Below are 18,502 nucleotides of genomic sequence, written 5' to 3'. Positions count from 1 at the left end.
TTTACTATTCTAAATTTGGTAGAGTTAATAAATACTAATTATCAAGTGTTTTGTAGTCATATAAATAATAGCTTTATAAGTAGGATTAGAGACTTAACTACAGAAGCATTACTAGCTAAATATTGCAAATAATAGTTATTTTTAAAATTCATATCATTGATAGCAAAGCAGAGTGTAGTTTTTTTACACTAAGAATTTAATTTTAGTTGTTATCTATAAATCGCTAAAAATCTATCATTTGCCTGATGGTGTGTTTCCTATTTTTGTTGATTTATATCATTTTTTTCAAATCGTTGTTCAAATAACCCCTTCAAGCGCAAAAAAGTTAGAATAGCTTAAATAAAAATGTTGGCTCTTTATCATTATTTAAAAGAGATTTATCCCATAAAATTATGAGCTAATTTTTTTTGAGCTTAATTAAAAGTTAATTTTAACTACAAATTCTTAATAGTTCTGTAGAGAGTTTACTGTTAAATATTTTTGGGTACTTCGCTGTAATTGATTTAGAATGTTTTTCCTTATTAGGTTTAAAATCTTTCTCATTGGTACCGATACAGGAGTTGAATATCTCCTAGGCGAAAGTAAAGCTATTGTTAATGTTTTGGTTAAAGGATTAAATAAAGACTTATCTATTCCTGAGTATTTTGTATAAAAAATGTAAAACAGTCTTAAAAATACCTATTCTAAAGCTTTTTATTAATCTATATATCAATTAAATCAGAGGGAATATAGAAATTAATGGAATATAATATTATGGTCTATTACAGCGATAATAATATTAAATCCTTAAGGACTATTAACTTGTAAAAAAAGAGCAATTACAACCCTTTTATAGTGTTTTATAAAAAAAAATTTCTGATATTCGTAAATGAGTAGTTTTAAAATTAATTAAAACTACTCTTACTTATGGCTTACTTCTACGCCGTTATCAAAAAATCTATAGACCAGAAATCAGAGCATAACAGGCCATTTTCCCAGTTGCCATGCTCTTTCTTATTAAAGAACTGTATTGCCTAAGAGTGCAGTTTCCTCCTAAAATTAATGTTGATACAGTTTCAGTATCAGGTATTTTGTATGCTAATACCATAATTTCATAGATGATAAATTATAAATTTAGGAAAATCTGAAGAGACTGTTTATCAATAAAAATTGAAGACCATAGGGTGGGAAATTACGGTAACCATTTTGACTAACTATTAGATAGTTTAAAACTTAACTAACCTAAAAAAAGACAAAATTTTACTTAATTTTCTGATTAACAAACAATCTCTACAATAGTTAAAAACTATATCTAATTCTCCCTATTTTTTAACCAAATTAAAAATTTAAAGTTCTACTCTAGGATTATCATTCCTTGGTAAAAAACTAGTCATATCTTCAAATTTACGTAACTCAACTTGGCTAATTGTTAAAACTTTTGGTTCAGCTTCCAACCATTTATCATCAAAGGTAGTTAAAACAGAGGCTAAGTAGTCCCGATCGAGCTCACATATATTTTCTGTAAAATATCCCAAAGAAATATGAGCTGTAAAGTAATACTGTTGTTCAATTCCTAAAGCTATTAAATCCATATTTTGATAAATTGACCGCCTTAATTGAACAATTTTTTTGTAGGATAACTCATCACAAGGTACTAATCCTGCGACTAGAGCACGAGGAAACACCAGTAAACCTAATAATTGCCATTTAGTTTCATTTTTTTCTAGTTCAAATTTTTGGTAGTTTTTAAAACTTTCCTCCATATAAACTTTAATTTTTTGATCGAAGTCAGGACTATCTTGAACCGCTTCTTGATAACTTTTATCCCAAATTAAATCAGCCAAGGTTAAATGAAAACTATTTGGGGGAACCCAAGCAACCATATCTGAATCTATCTGTTCCGACAATTGCTGTTGTATGGTTTCCAAATGATGATAAAATTCCTCATTAAGAGAATCTTCTGCATAAGGAGGAGTAAGAACTGTATAACCGGGAAAAGCAACAAATTTTCCACCCTGAAATTTAGGTGATTTTTGGATATTCTGAAGTTGGGTTTGATAAATATCCGGTATGGTCAGTCGTGCCACCCGATTAACATAGGTTTGATAAGTTTCGTCCAAGCTTTCTTCCTCTAAGAATTCAACAACCTGATATTATTATTTTCTCTAATTTATCTTAGATTTTCTATGCCAATTTATTTATTGTGGGGTGAAGATGACTTTGCGATCACCAAAACTGTTAAGAAAAAACTAGAAACCCTCCTCGATCCTAATTGGCTTCAATTTAATTACGATAAAATCTATGGAGATCAGCCTAATGCCATGGAAAAAGCATTAAATCAAGCAATGACTTCAGTTTTTGGCATGGGAAAAAGACTTGTTTGGGTTATAAACACTACAATCTGTCAAGAGTGTTCCGAAGAGGTCTTTTCTCAACTACAACAAATTTTACCCGCTATTCCCGAAGATTCTCATCTGTTGTTAACATCGAGCAAAAAACCTGATTTTCGACTAAAATCTACTAAGCTTTTAAAAAAATATGCCGAAGTTCAAGAATTTTCTCTTATTTCTCCCTGGAAAACTGATGAATTAATTAACCAAGTTAAGTGTATTTCTCAGGAAATTGGCGTTCAACTAACGCCTAAAGCAACAGAGTTATTAGTAGAGTTTATCGGGAATAACACACGAAAATTAAGTTATGAACTAGAAAAGTTACGTCTCTATAGTCTAGATCAAACCATGCCCTTAGATATAGATATTATTACTACTTTAGTCAATGCTAGTAGCCAAAGCAGTTTACAACTTGCTCAAGCTATTCGTCAGGGAAATAAAGAACGATCTTTACAATTAATTGCTGATTTGATTGCTCATAATGAACCTGCTTTAAAACTTGTAGCAACTTTAGTGGGACAATTCCGCACTTGGGCAATGGTTAAACTTCAAATTGAATCTGGTCAAAAAGATGATAAGGTGATTGCCAAAGCTGCTGATATTGCTAACCCCAAACGCCTCTATTTTTTGCGAAGAGAATTAAAATCTTTTTCTGGTCAACAACTCTTAGCAACTTTACCTGTTTTATTAGAATTAGAATTTGCGTTAAAACAGGGTGGTTATGCTTTAGCCAGTTTACAAACTAAAGCGATTGAATTATGTCAGATTTTTTCTAGATAGATAATAGATTTATTTGAGATACTTTTCATAAATAAAATATTAAGTATTAGACGTTATATAACCTATAATTTTTTGCTAATTTATCTTTTTTCTTCTGCCAAAACACACCCAAATTAATTTGGTGATGTTATGAACCTACACTACAACAGCTTATAGTTATCTTCTTAAAGATATACCTTATAAGGGGTCTCTAAACATCCAAGTTTATTTTTAAAAGTTAACATTTAAAAATTAATCTCCTTTTTCAGTCTAATTTCTAAACTTAATATTCTTAAATTAATCTAATATAATTAGACTTATAGTATTACTTGAATAGCAGACCAAATAGGTAATTACAGGCTTACTTATCACGTTTTTTAACTAAATCATCATAGCTAAATAGTTCACCATTCACAGCGTGAATAGTGAACTATTTAAAGTAAATTAACCACTTCCTCTCCTATTTAGTAGCTCAATATTTAAAAGAGAAATTGTGGAATCTATCAAAAAGTTACATTCTCAATTAATCAAGCTCTGTATTTAGCTAGGATATCGGGATGTAGATGAGAGTTTACCGCAACTATTAGGAAAGTTTGTTAAAGACTGAATACACCATCCCGAAAAAGGGAGGTAATTTTCTCTACACGGCAAAAATAAAAATATTGGTTATAAATGTAGCCTGTATAAAAAGTAACTAAACCACCATAAAAAGAATAAATAATTTATGTCCATCAACGAGCTTCTCTCATATTTCTTTTATTTTTTTTTTAAATTTTTGCTCGTATTCTTATAGAGATAATTTTTAAGTCGTGAGTTAACTTTGATAGTTCTTGCTCTTCTGATTTTATTGGCTGAATTCTTCAGTCTGGCTAGTATATAGTAATTTTTTTAAAAACTACTTTTTTATTTTATGTTAATTAAAAGTCGACTTACTTACTATCCATTTCTTTATTCGGTTGGCATTCTTTCTTTTTTCTTATCACTATGTAACTGGTGGAGATTTACTTTAAAGTAAAACAAAGCTGAATAAAAAAAAGCATGCATCTTTATAATCAACATTAATTAAGTTGTTTAACCATTAACTCTTCTGAGTTTTTAATTAACTCATCTAAACTAGTAGACGTATCTTCAAAAGAAATTAGAAGAATTGGAAGAAAAGGTTTAGTTTTAAAACTAATTAGTTTAATTTACTCTTTAGTAATAACAATTATGACTACTTCTTCTTCAGAATTAGATTCATTTAGAACGCCTAGAATTTCTTTAATCTGTCGCTTGAATTTTTATTAAGTTCTTTAATTGCTTGACGAGAACAACGAACAAAACAAGGTTGGAGTTACAAGTCAATTCCTAACACATCTTTATCATTACCCTACTCTTGTAATAATCACCAGTCCAACGCCGCTAAATATCGTTGATTTTCTTCCACAAAATTATCTAATTTATATCGCCATTGCTTGGTTCCATCATCGGGTAAAAAAGTTACAAATTGAATCATATTTTTTCTTGATTAAAACAACTAAATTTCAGTATTATTGGATAATGCAGATAATCCAGTTTTCTCTATACAGATTAGATGTCTTCAACTTTTAATTCAGCCAATGTGACAGCATCGAAGGCTAAAGTAGAAACAATCAGTATAGGACTCTTGAGAAAATAAGTAAAAACGACTGTTATTACTCTAAGTAATAATTTCTTCAATTAGTCAATCTTTTCCCTTAAAATACAATCCTTTCGTCATTTTGATAACCAGAAGTGTATCAACAGAGATCGGTTTAGGTATTACTGCTAGGAGATGAGATGTTTGATGGTCATTGTATCTTCCTCTAAGTAAATCTGTCCATCCATTATGGTCACACCACCTTCTAATACGGTCATCATGCTTTATTATTCGTCTAATAAATTTTATTTCTACAAATTCTTTTTACCGGACCTAATATCAACCGACTGAGTATTATCACGCGACTTTATACTAACGAAAGTGTTAGATAATCTTTAAGTAAATCAATAAATTTTAATGATAAATAAAGTTATTTATTTCTAAGCAGATATACTCAATTATCTGATTCTGATAAATTTAAGTATTGTGTTTCGGTGCAAATTGCCTTTAATTTACGATCCCAAGGCTCAACTGATAGTCGACTAACATAGGCAAAATCAAAAATAATTCCTATGGTAGGAATATGTTGCCATTGAGGAGAATTCAATAAACGATCATAAAACCCTCCTCCATACCCTAAGCGATACCCTTGACTATCACAAGCCACAGCAGGAACCAAGATCAAATCAACGTCAAAAGAGTTTAAAATTGGGGCATTTAAGTCGGGTTCTAAAATCCCATAAGTTCCTTCATTTAGAGCATCTCCAGGAGTCCAATAATGCCAAATTAAGGATTGACCGACACAACGAGGAAACCCCCAACAGTGTTCCATTGTAAAGAGAGAATTAAGAATAGGTTCCTGGCGAAAAGCAAAATACGCTAGAATTGTTTTGGCTTCCTGAAATAAAGATAAGGATTTTATCCTTTTACAGAGACAATTGCTTTTTTTCTGCCATATTTTTTTATTTAAAGATTGACGTTGTTTTAAGAGTTTACGTCGTAACTTTTTTTTCTCAGAAGAGATCATTTTAGTCCCAAAGATTACATTTTGCTCAGAGGGCAGTTTTTACTTTTACATATTAAATATTTTGAGTCAACCGCGCTGCCACTTACCCCATCTCAGCTGAGAGAATAATACCTTTTTCTCCTGAAATCAATAATGTCGGAACCGATCTGTCTGCAAATTGGAGCATAACAGATATATAAATTGTTCCTAATGTTGTTTAATAATCTGCCAGGATAAAATTTTCCCAAAAAGTACTCTGTTCTACTTGATTAATCGGACGATAAAAAAATATTGCCATAAATAATCAATCAGCAATAGAAACCTTTAAAAACTAAATAACAAGAAAATTCAATAATGTATCCGCAAAATTTGTAAAAAGTACAATGAAATAACTTTTCTCAATTCCCAAAACGCCAGAAGTATGTTTAAATCTTGGGTATACTCCTCTAGGTCATAATCTAGACATACGAGATTACAGAATAGTTTAGACCTCTCGAACCCTCGTAAATCATAATGTGGACAATGATAGATGTCACATAACTTTTATACTCTTTTGTGTTAGTATCGAGTCAAACCTACCCTGACATAAATGTAAACTATTACTGACTTTTTCGGGTTGTTCCCGGTTGACTTTCTTTCATGGCGCACCCGCTCATAGTAACGATCAACAAACACCATGAACGCCAACTGTCCTAGCAGTCTTTGTTATTTCCTTATTAGGGGGGACTCATCATATCTCGGAAAGCTTAGAAGAAAAAAGTCACTAGCAAAATTAAGCACCTAAATGCCCTCTACATGCCTTTAGTGAGACCTCTAATTAGTTTAGTCAATCCATAATCGTTGTGCTTACTAAAATCGTGGATGGCGCTTAACTAACTCTAAGCAGACTCTGGAGTCGGTAAAGATGATGGATGGACTAACAGGTCAGCCGTTGAACGGTTTTCGACCATTTCTTCAGTAATCATACACCGCTTAACATCCTTACGGGAAGGCAATTCATACATCACCTCCAACATCAATTCTTCAACAATTCCCCGCAATGCTCTTGCTCCTGTTTTGCGACGATGGGCTTCTTTCGCGATCGCCCGCACTGCTTCTTTATTAAACTCTAACTGAACATTGTCCATCTTCAAAAGTTTTTGATACTGTTTTACCAAGGCGTTGCGGGGTTGAGTTAGAATGGCAATAAGAGCATCTTCATCTAGGGGATCTAAGGCAGCCATTACCGGAATTCGTCCCACAAATTCAGGGATCATGCCAAATTTAACTAAATCGTCTGGTTCTGTTTGTTGCATTAAGTCAGCTGCCCGCCTGTCTTTAGCTTGACTACCATCTCCAGGGCGAATAAAGCCTATGGATTTTTTACCCCGTCGTTGTTCAATCACTTTATCTAAACCGACAAAAGCTCCACCACAAATAAAGAGAATGTTACTGGTGTCAATTTGAATGCAGTCTTGGTAAGGGTGTTTTCTTCCGCCCTGGGGAGGAACATTGGCTACTGTTCCTTCCAACATTTTAAGTAAGGCTTGTTGGACGCCTTCCCCAGAAACATCACGGGTGATAGAAGGATTTTCACTCTTACGAGCAATTTTATCAATTTCGTCTATATAAATTATACCCCGTTGGGCTTCTTCGACATCCAAGTCAGCTACCTGTAACAGCCGTAGTAGAATGTTTTCTACATCCTCCCCCACATAACCCGCCTCAGTCAAAGTGGTCGCATCAGCAACGGCAAAGGGTACTTGTAGGATCTGGGCCAGGGTTTGCGCTAGAAGGGTTTTTCCCGAACCTGTTGGACCCATTAACAAAATATTCGATTTTTGCAGTTCAACAAAATCGTCTGGACCATCTCCCTCTGGAGACGGGCTAAGACTCAGACGCTTGTAGTGGTTATAAACTGCTACGGAGAGAACTTTTTTAGCTTCATCTTGTCCAATAACGTACTCATCGAGATAGTTTTTAATTTCTCTAGGTTTGGGGATCTGATTTAGGGAAAGATGTTCGCGACTTGAACGACGTTTAGGTTGGGACTCTTCAGTTCTTGAGGAACCTGCGGACACTGCCGTTGCCGGAGTATCCATCAATTCCTCATCTAAAATCTCGTTGCATAGCTCAACACATTCATCGCAGATGTAGACTCCTGGACCGGCGATCAATTTTCGCACTTGTTCCTGGGATTTGCCGCAAAATGAACATTTTAGGTGGGAGTCGTATTTAGACATAAGCTCTTGGAGTTAGTTGAGTTAGGTAACGGGAATGGTGGAGTCAGACAGATCTTGCCGAGAAATCACTTTGTCGATTAAACCGTATTCTTTTGCCTCTTGCGCCGACAGAAAGAAGTCTCGTTCTGTATCAGCTGCAATGGCATCGATGGGTTTACCGGTATGATAGGCCAGCATTTCATTCAACCGCCGTTTGATATAGAGAATTTCTTTGGCTTGAATTTCAATCTCCACGGCTTGCCCTTGAGCTCCTCCTAAAGGTTGGTGAATCATCATGCGAGAACTAGGTAAAGACATCCGCTTACCTTGAGCTCCTCCACATAGAAGAAACGCTCCCATGCTAGCAGCCAACCCAAAACAAATGGTGACTATATCGGGACGAATTTGCTGCATGGTATCATAAATAGCTAGGCCAGCATAAACAGACCCTCCGGGGGAATTAATGTAAAGCTGAATATCTTTTTCTGGGTCTTCAGCGTCGAGGAAAAGTAGTTGTGCGACAATTGAGTCTGCGACTTGATCGTCAACAGGGGTTCCCAGAAAAACGATACGCTCTCGCAATAATCTCGAATAAATATCAAAGGCTCTTTCCCCTACTCCAGATTGTTCTATTACCATGGGAACGATATTTTGACTCATGGAATAGATTTCTGAAGGACGCTGGTTGGTGATGGAATAGTCTAGTAATCGCAATTTATTCATAGCCTTTAATTAAACTGTCAAGGGAAAGATTTTGAATAATGGCTCATTTCCTAATAGGCTTAGTTGTACATTCTTTATTTTTAGTCCACCTGAACCGGATCAGCGAACTGATACCCTCTGTCAACATTATGCCTCAAGTGTGAAAAAAGTGAATCAGATTAACCAAGGCATAATGTTGACACAACTGAAGAGAGGTTTATCTTTCTGCCGTAGCTGTCAATGGTTGCCCAGAATCGGCTGAAGATTGTTCAGCTTCTTTTTTCTTTAAGGTTCCTGCAGGAACTAGTTCTATGGTAGCTTGCCCTTGTAGCCAGTCGAGAGTCGCTTCTATTAAAAGTTCGTCTGTGACCATCTGGTTTAATCTATCGAGATCTACCTCCCGGTCTGAAAGTTGTTCTTTAATCTTGTTAACTTTTTCGTCAAAAATGGCTTGTTTAATTTCGATGCCTTCAACTTTAGCTAATTCCTTAAGAATTAAGGATTGCTTTAACCTTTCTATTGCTTCTGGACGAGCATTTTCCCGCAGTTTTGGAAGATTTTCTTGAGTAAACAGTCGGCCAATCTCCATACCCATTTGTTCCATCTGCATGGCTGTTTGAGTCAAAACTTGAGTTACTTCGTTTTGAACCAGAGTCTCGGGAATATCAACTGTGCAGATTGTCATTAGCTGAGCAATAATGCTATCATGAATGCTTTTCTTAGTTGCTTCTTCGGCTTCTTGTATAAAACGTTTTTCTAGGGATTCCCTTAACTCGGCTATTGTCTCAAATTCGCTGATTTCTCCGGCTAAATCGTCATTAAATTCAAGAAATTCTTTTTCTTTGAGTTCTTTGAGAGTAATGCTAAAAATCGATGGTCGTCCGGCTAAATCTTCTCTGGGATAGTCTTCAGGAAACGTCACCTTAAGTTCTTTGGTCTCTTCAGGTTTCATTCCAACTATTCCTTCTACCATGCCTTCAATGAAACGTCCTTCGGCTAGATCCACACGAAAATCTGTCCCTTGCACCCCTGAAATTGCTTTACCAGCAACTTCTTGCCCATCTTCTGGTACAAAATATGCAACATAATCGATAATGGCCACATCTCCCATTTGGGCGGAACGATCTTCGACGGGAATTAGGGCAGCTTGTTGTTCTCGCCGTTCTTCTAACCAGATTTCCACCTGTTTAGGATCATAGATGGTTTCTTCAGCTTTCACACTCAAGGTTTTATAATCTCCCAGTTCTACGCTGGGGGGAACATCTACAACGGCAGAGAAAGTTAGAGGCTGTCCTAGACTAAATTTACCAAGCAATTCTTCAAAATCAGAGCATAGCCGATAATTACCCAACGATTCTAGCTCTTCTTGCTTGATAGCTTTTTCTACACTTTCTTGAATCAATTCTTCGAGAGTCGCAGCCTTAACATATTTAGTTCCTAGGCGTTGAAGCAAGATTTTGCGGGGAACTTTTCCTTTACGAAACCCAGGGATATTGGCAGTACGCGCCAAGGTATTGACCTTTTTTTCGTAGGCTTTCTCTAAGGTTTCAGCCGGAATTTTAATTTCTAAGCCAATCTGACTGTCAGGGAGTCTTTCCTGAGTTACTTTCATCGACGTTTTATCTCAAACAATTACATTAAACTACAGTGATACAAGTCTAAATTAAACTTAATGATTCAAGGGCACGCAGCTCGTGATATCCTAAAAACATTAAGGATCAATCATTAATCCCTTAGCTTTTTGTCGGTTGACAGGGTTTGCCGGGATCTGCCCCTATTGATAATAGTGCATTGTCGCATCATTCTATTATGATAGGATAAACTAGATCATTTACAACACCTTTAGACCGAATCAAGATAAGCCTTTCCGCTAAATCAAGCTGGCATAGTCTCAATACATAGGGATATTATAAACAAAACTAAAACATATTTTTCTCTGTGTAAGTTCTTATCAAGTGTTAATAATCTAACTCTTATAAGTCTTAATAAGTCAAAATTTTCTTAACTTCAGAACAGAAAATTAATCGACGGCAGTCTATGATTTTAACCGATCTGCTAGGAGGTAGTATTCATTGTCTAAACCAGTTAGGGTAGCTATTCTGGGGGCAACGGGGGCCGTTGGCACCGAGTTGCTTGACTTATTAGAACAACGTGACTTTCCTGTCGCTAGTCTTAAACTCTTGGCTTCTGAACGCTCTGTGGGAAGTTCCTTAACTTTTAAAGGAGAAACACTGCTGGTCGAAGCAGTCACAGAAAATTCTTTTAAGGATATTGATTTAGTATTAGCCTCAGCGGGAGGAATAACTTCTAAAACCTGGGCAAAAAATATCGTAGAATCGGGAGCGGTAATGGTAGATAATTCCAGCGCTTTTCGTATGGAGCCAGAGATTCCTCTGATTGTTCCCGAGATAAATCCTGAAACGGCTAAGTACCACCGAGGAATCATTGCCAATCCCAACTGCACAACAATTCTGATGGGGATCGCGATTTACCCTCTCCATCGAGTTCAACCTATTAGGAGGATTGTTGTCTCCACATATCAATCAGCAAGTGGTGCAGGGGCCAGAGCGATGGAAGAAGTGAAAGTCCAGTCTCAGGCTATTTTAAACGGTCAACCTCCTCAAACAGAAATATTTCCCTATCCCTTAGCTTTTAATCTATTTCCCCACAATTCTCCTCTCAACCGCGAAGGATATTGTACCGAAGAGATGAAAATGGTCAATGAAACCCGCAAGATCTTTAACGAGCCCGATTTAAGAGTGACGGCCACCTGCGTACGGGTGCCCGTACTACGTGCTCACTCAGAAGCTGTTAACTTAGAATTCTCTGCTCAATTTTCTGTGACCGATGCTAGGGCGATTATAGCAAATTCCCCAGGACTTAAACTAGTTGAAGATTGGCCGAGAAATTACTTCCCTATGCCCATGGACGCTTCAGGCCGAGACGAGGTGTTGGTAGGGCGAATTCGTCAGGATATTTCTCACCCTAATGGCTTAGAATTATGGATCTGTGGAGATCAAATTCGCAAAGGAGCCGCCCTAAATGCAGTGCAGATTGCGGAGTTATTAATCAAAAAAAAATGGCTGAAATCTTCTGCCTCAATGGTTGCACCCAGCTAATAAATAAAAGCTTTTAGAATAAAAATTAACCACTAACTTTGAAAAAGTAAACGAAAGAATGAGTGATCGCAGTTTTGGACGAGTAATCACCGCCATGGTGACTCCCTTCAATAAAAATGGTCAAGTAAATTACACAGTAGCCGAGGAACTAGCTAACTATTTAGTGGAAAATGGTAGCGACGGCTTAGTAATTTGCGGCACAACGGGGGAATCTCCTACCTTAAGTTGGTCTGAAGAATATAAGTTGTTTCAGGTAGTTAAAAAAGCCGTTGGTGATCGAGGAAAAATTATTGCGGGGACAGGTTCTAACGCCACAAGAGAAGGGGTAGAAGCGACAGAAAAGGCATCTAAATTAGGTTTAGACGGATCATTGCAAGTGGTTCCCTATTACAATAAACCCCCTCAAGAGGGACTGTATCAACACTTTAAAGAAATTGCTCAAAAGTCCCCTAATTTACCCATTATGTTGTACAACGTGCCGGGGCGTACTGGACAAAATCTTTTACCGGAAACAGTCGCTAAATTAGCAGAAATTGAAAATATTGTTGCCATTAAAGAAGCTGCTGGAAACTTAGAGCAAGCTTGTCAAATTCGTCGTTTAACCCCTGAATCTTTTGCGATTTATGCAGGAGATGACTTTATGACCCTACCTTTGTTGACCGTTGGTGGAATAGGAGTGGTCAGCGTGGCTAGTCATCTAGTAGGGCAACAGATACAAGAAATGGTTCAAGCATTTGAAACAGGAAAAGCCACGGTTGCAAGAGACATTAATTTAAAGCTTTTTCCCTTATTCAAAGCACTATTTTGCACAACTAACCCTATTCCAATCAAGGCCGCACTCAATTTAAAAGGGTGGGAAGTAGGAGGACTAAGACCTCCTCTAGTGGAACTATCTCCTGACTTAAAACAAGAATTAGAATCAGTTTTACGACACCTATCTCTTGTTTAAGAATTAGGCTTTATGATGGAATAAATAGGCTAAGATCAATTGAAGTTAAATAAACGGCAATTGTAAAATTTACTTAAGCTAATTCTAGGAAGAAGACTAGATAAATTTTTCTGAAAGATTATATTTTTGGATAACTAACCCGTTGACAATCAAAGTAGCTGAATGAAAAGGAGGCCAATGAGTCAAAAACTGACAAAACCAACGTTAAAAATTATTCCTTTAGGGGGATTACACGAGATCGGCAAGAATACTTGTATTTTTGAGTATGGGGATGAGATCTTGCTGATAGATGCGGGAATTGCTTTTCCGACTGACGGAATGCACGGGGTGAATATTGTTCTCCCCGACATGACCTATTTGCGAGAAAATCGCACTAAGATTAGGGGAATGATTGCAACCCATGGTCATGAAGACCATATTGGGGGCATTCCCTATCATCTAAAACAATTTGATATTCCGGTAATTTATGGACCAAAACTAGCGATTGCCCTATTGCGTGATAAGTTGGAAGAGGCCGGAGTCAGCGATCGCACAACTCTAAAGACAGCTGAACCCAGAGATATGGTACGGATCAGTGATTCTTTTTTGGTAGAATTCATTCGTAATACCCATTCCATTACCGACAGTTTCACCATAGCCATTCACACACCGTTAGGAGTGGTTATTCATACAGGAGACTTTAAGGTTGATTATACTCCCGTTGATGGCCAGCACTTTGATCTACAAAGACTTGCTGAACATGGAGAGAAAGGTGTTTTATGTCTGCTAAGTGACTCTACCAACGCTGAAGTTCTAGGGATAACCCCTTCGGAAAGATCAGTTTATCCCAACCTTGATCGCATTATAAGTCAAGCCCCTGGACGGTTGTTGATTACGACTTTTGCTTCTTCGGTACATCGAGTCAATATTATTTTGCAACTAGCCCAAAAGCACAAACGAAAAGTGGCGGTTGTAGGACGTTCGATGCTTAATGTCATCGCCCACGCGCGGGAATTAGGCTACATTAAATGTCCTGATGACGTTTTTGTGTCCCTCAAAGCAATGAGGAATTTATCTGATGAAAAAGTATTAATCCTAACCACAGGCTCTCAAGGAGAACCCTTAGCAGCGTTAACGCGTATTTCTAAAGGACAACATCCCCACATCAGAGTTCAAAAAGGAGATACGATTGTCTTCTCTGCTAACCCCATTCCAGGGAATACCATTGCGGTGGTGAATACCATTGATCGCTTAATGATGCAGGGGGCTGAGGTCATTTATGGTCGTCATCAAGGAATTCATGTATCAGGTCATGGTTGCCAAGAAGAGCATAAATTAATGCTGGCTTTGACTCGTCCAAAATTCTTTATTCCGGTTCACGGGGAACACCGAATGTTGCTTAAACACGCTCAGACTGCCCACAGCATGGGTGTACCTACGGAAAACATGGTGATTGTAAAGAACGGAGATATTGTTGAAGTTTCTCCGGATAATATAGATGTTCTTGGTCAAGTTCCCTCTGGAATTGAGTTAGTAGATCAGGCTGGCGTGGTGCATGATCATGTTATGCATGATCGCCAACAGTTAGCTGAGGAAGGGGTGGTTACAGTAGCCACTGCTATTAATTGGCAGGGCAAACTGATGGCGAAACCGGAAGTGCATCTGCGGGGTGTGGTGACAAAAGTAGAGCGATCGTTATTAGAACAGTTGATCATTCGTGCTATTGAACGAATTTTAACTGAACGCTGGGATGAATTTTCCCACGATAATAATCGTAGTGGGATTGAGGTTAATTGGAAATTTCTCCAAGAGGAAATCGAAACCATGTTACAACGGTTAGTCAGGCGCGAACTACGAACTCAGCCGATGGTGCTGTTCCTTCTTCAAACTCCTGAAGAACCCGAACCTGGAGAACGTCCAGTAACGAAAACCTATCGTCGTCGTCGTTCAACTGCATCTGCAATGTCTTAAACGTTTATTATTGATTGTAGAAATTTTGAATTTAATAGATTAAACCATAGAGGCATAATCTCTTATGCCTCTATGGTTTTTTTTACTGATTTACTCGGATACAATTAGAATATGTCCTAGAATTGATAGAAGTTCAGTGATGAATGGTTAGTCAAAACAGTTCATTTATCCGTTTTGCTATGGTCTATAGTCTGATTGTCTCTTGGAGGTTAGTTTTGTGGGTGATTTAATTCGGATTCTTTGTGCTATTTTTTTGCCTCCTCTTGGAGTTTTTCTACAAGTTGGATTAGGTAAAGATTTTTGGATTAATTTATTATTAACGATTTTTGGGTTCTATATTCTTGGAATTATTCATGCTGTTTGGGTAATTGCAAGAAAGTAATGATTTCGGTAAAGGGGACAGAGAATAGAAAATTGACAAATAGGTTCTTTATTGCCGTTATTTTAACTAAAATTTGTCGAGAATAATTAATCAAAGATAAGTCGGTGGATATTTTAGAGTGCTTCTTTAGCATTAGAAAGTCTGTCAATGAGTTCTTAAATTTGTCTCGGTAATGCTTAAAAAGTTCAAATATTTAATGTAAAGAGTTTCAATATTTATCATTAAAATTTAAGAATAATTTTATGATATAAAAAACAATACAACTTTTAGATACAATTTTTGTATTTAGTTGTGATTAGTTAGACTTCAATACTCTCGAAAATAAGTAAAGTGTACTTAATTTAAATGTAATTTATTTCTCTTTAGTTAAAGAGAAATAATAAATAATTTTACCTTTTTTTAAAAAAATAAAAAAGTATAATTAGAACGCTAAATAGAGCTAATTAAAGTTATTTAATAAGCTCTATTTTAGAAAAATCGACATTATTAAAATATAAGCTATATTAAAATATATAGCCATATTTTTTACATTGAATTCTAAAAAATAGCAATGAAGTTAGTGAGGTTAGATTATTGAGATAAAGTGTTTATCTTCTGTGACGACAAACTATTATTAATCAAATTCATAATTGAACTCAAGATTATCTTAAAATCAAGGTTATTAACTATCCTAACTATCCTAAAATTAGGAGATAAAAGTTTTAATTATTTTATCATCTAAGAATGGAATATAGGATAGGTATTAATTGAAACTCCAAGAATTGATCATATAATTTTAATTATACGGATAAGTGATTACAGGAATAAGCAAGGTATCGTAGAATTACTTATTTTACTCATTTTTATTAGTTTATTTTATGCAATTACACTTTTATTGAGTTTACTTCCGTACTATAAGTTAGTTTGATATATAAATATCATTTTTTTTATTTTTATTGTTTCAGTTTAACAAAACTACTTGTATGTACTGATTTATTATCAAAAACAATTCTTATGTCTATTGTCTTATTTTTTATTATTTTTCAGGCTTATATACCTTTTATTTTTAGGTTTTACAAAATTTTTCTTCTTTTAGCTGTGTCAATATACAGCATAATAAAAATTATTACTAGGTTTATATATTTTGACTATATTTATTTTATTAAATAATCAATTTATAAAATATTTTTTTGTATTTTTTTTATGATTTAACCAAAGATATTTTTTCTATTTTTCATTCTTTTTAATTTAAACACCATGTTTATGCGCTTATTTTAGAGATGATTTTCGAGTAACAAATCAATTTTGATAGTCCCTGCTATTCTGATTATGTCCGCTTAATTCTTCAGTAAACTTGTCTTTAGTGATCGTTTTTTAAACTACTATCCTCTCTTAGACTTATTTAAGTTTACTTAATTAAAAATCATAATGTTCAAAATAGTTAATTATAACAACTCAATAATATTGCAAATTTACTATTAAGTAAGGATATGATTATCGCTAGCTTTAGATATTATCTAACTATGAGTATAAAAAAATGCTTAAATAATGTAAACTTTAAAAAAGTAATATAAGTTGTAATAACAGCCAACACTAGTTTAGCGAAATTAGTTTTAAACTAATCTAAGGCTTAATCACTCCTTGAATATTTTTAACTTTTTTTAAAAATTTATAGATAAAATATTCGATAATTTTTTACAATATTGCTTGTACTAAATTTAAATAAATAAGACAATTTACACAGATAAAATCAATAAGTATTATGCAACTAAAAGAATAACTATGTATTCAGTTATTAATACATAACTGTGACGACAAAAAATAAACCCCCTATAAATATATTACAGGGGGCTCGATAATACTTTTATTAAAATGAGTTTGAGTAGTTAATTTTAGTAGTTAAATTTAGCCTTTAGAAGTTTTTAAAGCCTCAACTATCTGCATCGAACGCATCAAATTTTCTAAAGCATATTCTAAATGTAATCCCGCATCAACAGCGACCCAACCTTGGTCAGTTAAATGTCGCCATTCAAAGTGTAAATGGGGACCAGTGGAATAACCCGTACTTCCTACTCGTCCGATTACAGCTCCCTGGTCAACCCATTCTCCAGGTTGGACATAAACCTTGGATAAATGAGCATAACGAGATTCTTGAGTCCCCTCTAGATGGCGCAGAATCACTGTTAAACCATACCCTCCAAGCCAGTCGGACTGGGAAACTTCCCCGTCATAGGCAGCTAAAACAGGGGTCCCAATAGGGGCACCGATATCTGTCCCGCTATGTTGACGACCAGTTCCTGAAATAGGATGAGTACGCCACCCAAAAGCCGAAGTAATACTGGCAACCAGAGGTAAAGGATACATTAAGTCTGTTTGGTTTTGTTCAGGAGCGATAGAATTTAGACGATTATAGAGACTGGCAGCTCGATTGTATTTAGGAGTAGGTTCTAAGGATCTTTTTCTAGTGATGGGTTTTAAACTGACCACTTGTTGAGGATTGACCGAAAGAGATTTGAGATGGACAGGTTGCACTGAAGAAGCATTACGGGAATAACTAATAACCTTAGAGGGAGCTTTTCTTCGATAACTGACGAGATTAACGTGATGGTTTGCTAAGGCGGAGTTTTCCAAAGTAAAACCCGCCTTAGCAACTGAACCACAACTACCTTTAAGCAGTTGACCGTTTTGGGAAACAATTTGGCATCCTGTTGACCGTTCGGTAAGAATAACAGAACTGGAAGTAACTACTGATTGTTTAAGATTTGTGCCGTAATTAGTAAAATCTATATAACTATTTTTACCTTGGGCAGCTATTGAGGGAGTGATTTTAATTTCTTTTGGCTGAAAAGATGCTAGCGGTTGACTTACAGGAGCAGCAGAAGACTTTTTAGAGGTTGATGGCAAAACTTCGGGGGCTGATAATTGTACTTTTGGAGCAGCATTTCCACTAGTGCGGTTGGATACCGAAGGTTTGGGAGCTATTTTCGGAGTGGCAGGTTTAATAGAGGGAGGACTTAAAACAGGTTTATTGGCGGCAGGACGGCTAGGAACTATACGAGGAAAAGATTTCGGAATTTTTTGGAAAGACGACTCAACCGTCCCCGGTTTACCTGATGATGTTATGGTATCGGGGATAATTAAAGTGTTAGTGGAGGCATTAACTGGAGCTAGAAATAGCTGACCACCGGCTACACTAAGTCCACTGATTAGACTAATACTTTGCTTTAAAAGGTTATTTGTCTTGGTGTGTTTGGCGATAGTTGCCGTTTGATAAGAGAATTGATTCATGTCCGTTACATTTTTCATAATTCACTACTTATTAAGGCATGATAACGGATTACAAATAAATATTTCTTTTCATTTCGACTTTTTGAAAAACTTAACAACTTTAACCAGAATGATATGATCTAGAAGTTTCGACACTCTTTCGAGAATAAAAAACTAGGAATTTAAATTATTGCCATTGAATGACTAAGATAAGCATTTTAT

Annotated in this window: 12 protein-coding genes; 5 read left to right on the top strand and 7 right to left on the bottom strand. The window is 35.7% G+C overall.

What is annotated here, in order from left to right; all coding sequences use genetic code 11:
• Positions 1-1,325 precede the first annotated feature (1,325 nt).
• A complete protein-coding gene (locus tag RGRSB_RS03325) occupies positions 1,326-2,099 on the bottom strand; it encodes a DUF1868 domain-containing protein (RefSeq protein ID WP_119259831.1) in 774 nt (257 codons plus the stop codon).
• Between the two features lie 66 nt (positions 2,100-2,165).
• Here RGRSB_RS03325 and holA point away from each other — a divergent pair, with 66 nt between their 5' ends.
• Complete coding sequence (gene holA, locus RGRSB_RS03320; RefSeq protein WP_119259830.1) at positions 2,166-3,149, top strand: DNA polymerase III subunit delta; 984 nt, start codon at positions 2,166-2,168, stop codon at positions 3,147-3,149.
• A 1,363-nt stretch (positions 3,150-4,512) separates the two neighbouring features.
• Here holA and RGRSB_RS11260 read toward each other — a convergent pair.
• From RGRSB_RS11260 to tig, 5 genes are all read right to left on the bottom strand, one after another.
• Positions 4,513-4,623, bottom strand: coding sequence for a hypothetical protein (locus RGRSB_RS11260; RefSeq protein WP_476723610.1), 111 nt, complete (start codon positions 4,621-4,623; stop codon positions 4,513-4,515).
• 556 nt (positions 4,624-5,179) lie between these two features.
• Positions 5,180-5,752, bottom strand: coding sequence for a 5-formyltetrahydrofolate cyclo-ligase (locus RGRSB_RS03305; RefSeq protein ID WP_119259829.1), 573 nt, complete (start codon positions 5,750-5,752; stop codon positions 5,180-5,182).
• An 857-nt stretch (positions 5,753-6,609) separates the two neighbouring features.
• The gene (clpX, locus tag RGRSB_RS03300; protein WP_119259828.1) at positions 6,610-7,953 is read right to left on the bottom strand and encodes an ATP-dependent protease ATP-binding subunit ClpX; all 1,344 of its coding nucleotides are present in this window, start codon (positions 7,951-7,953) and stop codon (positions 6,610-6,612) included.
• A gap of 21 nt (positions 7,954-7,974) precedes the next feature.
• Complete coding sequence (clpP, locus tag RGRSB_RS03295) at positions 7,975-8,592, bottom strand: ATP-dependent Clp endopeptidase proteolytic subunit ClpP (RefSeq protein ID WP_119260935.1); 618 nt, start codon at positions 8,590-8,592, stop codon at positions 7,975-7,977.
• Between the two features lie 259 nt (positions 8,593-8,851).
• Positions 8,852-10,246, bottom strand: coding sequence for a trigger factor (gene tig, locus RGRSB_RS03290; protein ID WP_119259827.1), 1,395 nt, complete (start codon positions 10,244-10,246; stop codon positions 8,852-8,854).
• 460 nt (positions 10,247-10,706) lie between these two features.
• Between tig and RGRSB_RS03285 the strand changes: the two genes are divergently transcribed.
• The 4 genes from RGRSB_RS03285 to RGRSB_RS03270 all read left to right on the top strand — a co-directional run bounded on the left by RGRSB_RS03285 (position 10,707) and on the right by RGRSB_RS03270 (position 15,034).
• Positions 10,707-11,753, top strand: a complete 1,047-nt coding sequence (locus tag RGRSB_RS03285) for an aspartate-semialdehyde dehydrogenase (protein ID WP_119259826.1) — start codon at positions 10,707-10,709, stop codon at positions 11,751-11,753.
• Between the two features lie 58 nt (positions 11,754-11,811).
• The gene (gene dapA / locus RGRSB_RS03280) at positions 11,812-12,702 is read left to right on the top strand and encodes a 4-hydroxy-tetrahydrodipicolinate synthase (protein ID WP_119259825.1); all 891 of its coding nucleotides are present in this window, start codon (positions 11,812-11,814) and stop codon (positions 12,700-12,702) included.
• Positions 12,703-12,879: 177 nt separating this feature from the next.
• Positions 12,880-14,652: a ribonuclease J gene (locus RGRSB_RS03275; protein ID WP_119259824.1), complete on the top strand. Its 1,773-nt coding sequence runs from the start codon at positions 12,880-12,882 to the stop codon at positions 14,650-14,652.
• Positions 14,653-14,869: 217 nt separating this feature from the next.
• Positions 14,870-15,034 (top strand): YqaE/Pmp3 family membrane protein, encoded by a 165-nt coding sequence (locus tag RGRSB_RS03270; protein WP_119259823.1) that lies wholly within the window; start codon positions 14,870-14,872, stop codon positions 15,032-15,034.
• 1,884 nt (positions 15,035-16,918) lie between these two features.
• On the opposite strand, the gene RGRSB_RS03265 is transcribed toward RGRSB_RS03270, so the two are convergent.
• Positions 16,919-18,301 (bottom strand): M23 family metallopeptidase, encoded by a 1,383-nt coding sequence (locus tag RGRSB_RS03265; protein WP_119260934.1) that lies wholly within the window; start codon positions 18,299-18,301, stop codon positions 16,919-16,921.
• Between the last annotated feature and the right edge of the window lie 201 nt (positions 18,302-18,502).

The sequence above is a fragment of the cyanobacterium endosymbiont of Rhopalodia gibberula genome, assembly GCF_003574135.1.
GTDB lineage: Bacteria > Cyanobacteriota > Cyanobacteriia > Cyanobacteriales > Microcystaceae > Rippkaea.
The sequence above is the reverse complement of the archived record's forward strand: the minus strand, read 5'-3'. Positions and strand labels throughout refer to the sequence as shown.

What these genes read in the sequence shown, in the direction of transcription:
- holA (WP_119259830.1), top strand. Translation starts at nt 2,166, where the DNA reads ATGCCAATTTATTTATTGTGGGGTGAAGATGACTTTGCGATCACCAAA.
- RGRSB_RS11260 (WP_476723610.1), bottom strand. Translation starts at nt 4,623, where the DNA reads ATGATTCAATTTGTAACTTTTTTACCCGATGATGGAACCAAGCAATGG.
- RGRSB_RS03305 (WP_119259829.1), bottom strand. Translation starts at nt 5,752, where the DNA reads ATGATCTCTTCTGAGAAAAAAAAGTTACGACGTAAACTCTTAAAACAA.
- clpX (WP_119259828.1), bottom strand. Translation starts at nt 7,953, where the DNA reads ATGTCTAAATACGACTCCCACCTAAAATGTTCATTTTGCGGCAAATCC.
- clpP (WP_119260935.1), bottom strand. Translation starts at nt 8,592, where the DNA reads ATGAGTCAAAATATCGTTCCCATGGTAATAGAACAATCTGGAGTAGGG.
- tig (WP_119259827.1), bottom strand. Translation starts at nt 10,246, where the DNA reads ATGAAAGTAACTCAGGAAAGACTCCCTGACAGTCAGATTGGCTTAGAA.
- dapA (WP_119259825.1), top strand. Translation starts at nt 11,812, where the DNA reads ATGAGTGATCGCAGTTTTGGACGAGTAATCACCGCCATGGTGACTCCC.
- RGRSB_RS03275 (WP_119259824.1), top strand. Translation starts at nt 12,880, where the DNA reads ATGAGTCAAAAACTGACAAAACCAACGTTAAAAATTATTCCTTTAGGG.
- RGRSB_RS03265 (WP_119260934.1), bottom strand. Translation starts at nt 18,301, where the DNA reads ATGAATCAATTCTCTTATCAAACGGCAACTATCGCCAAACACACCAAG.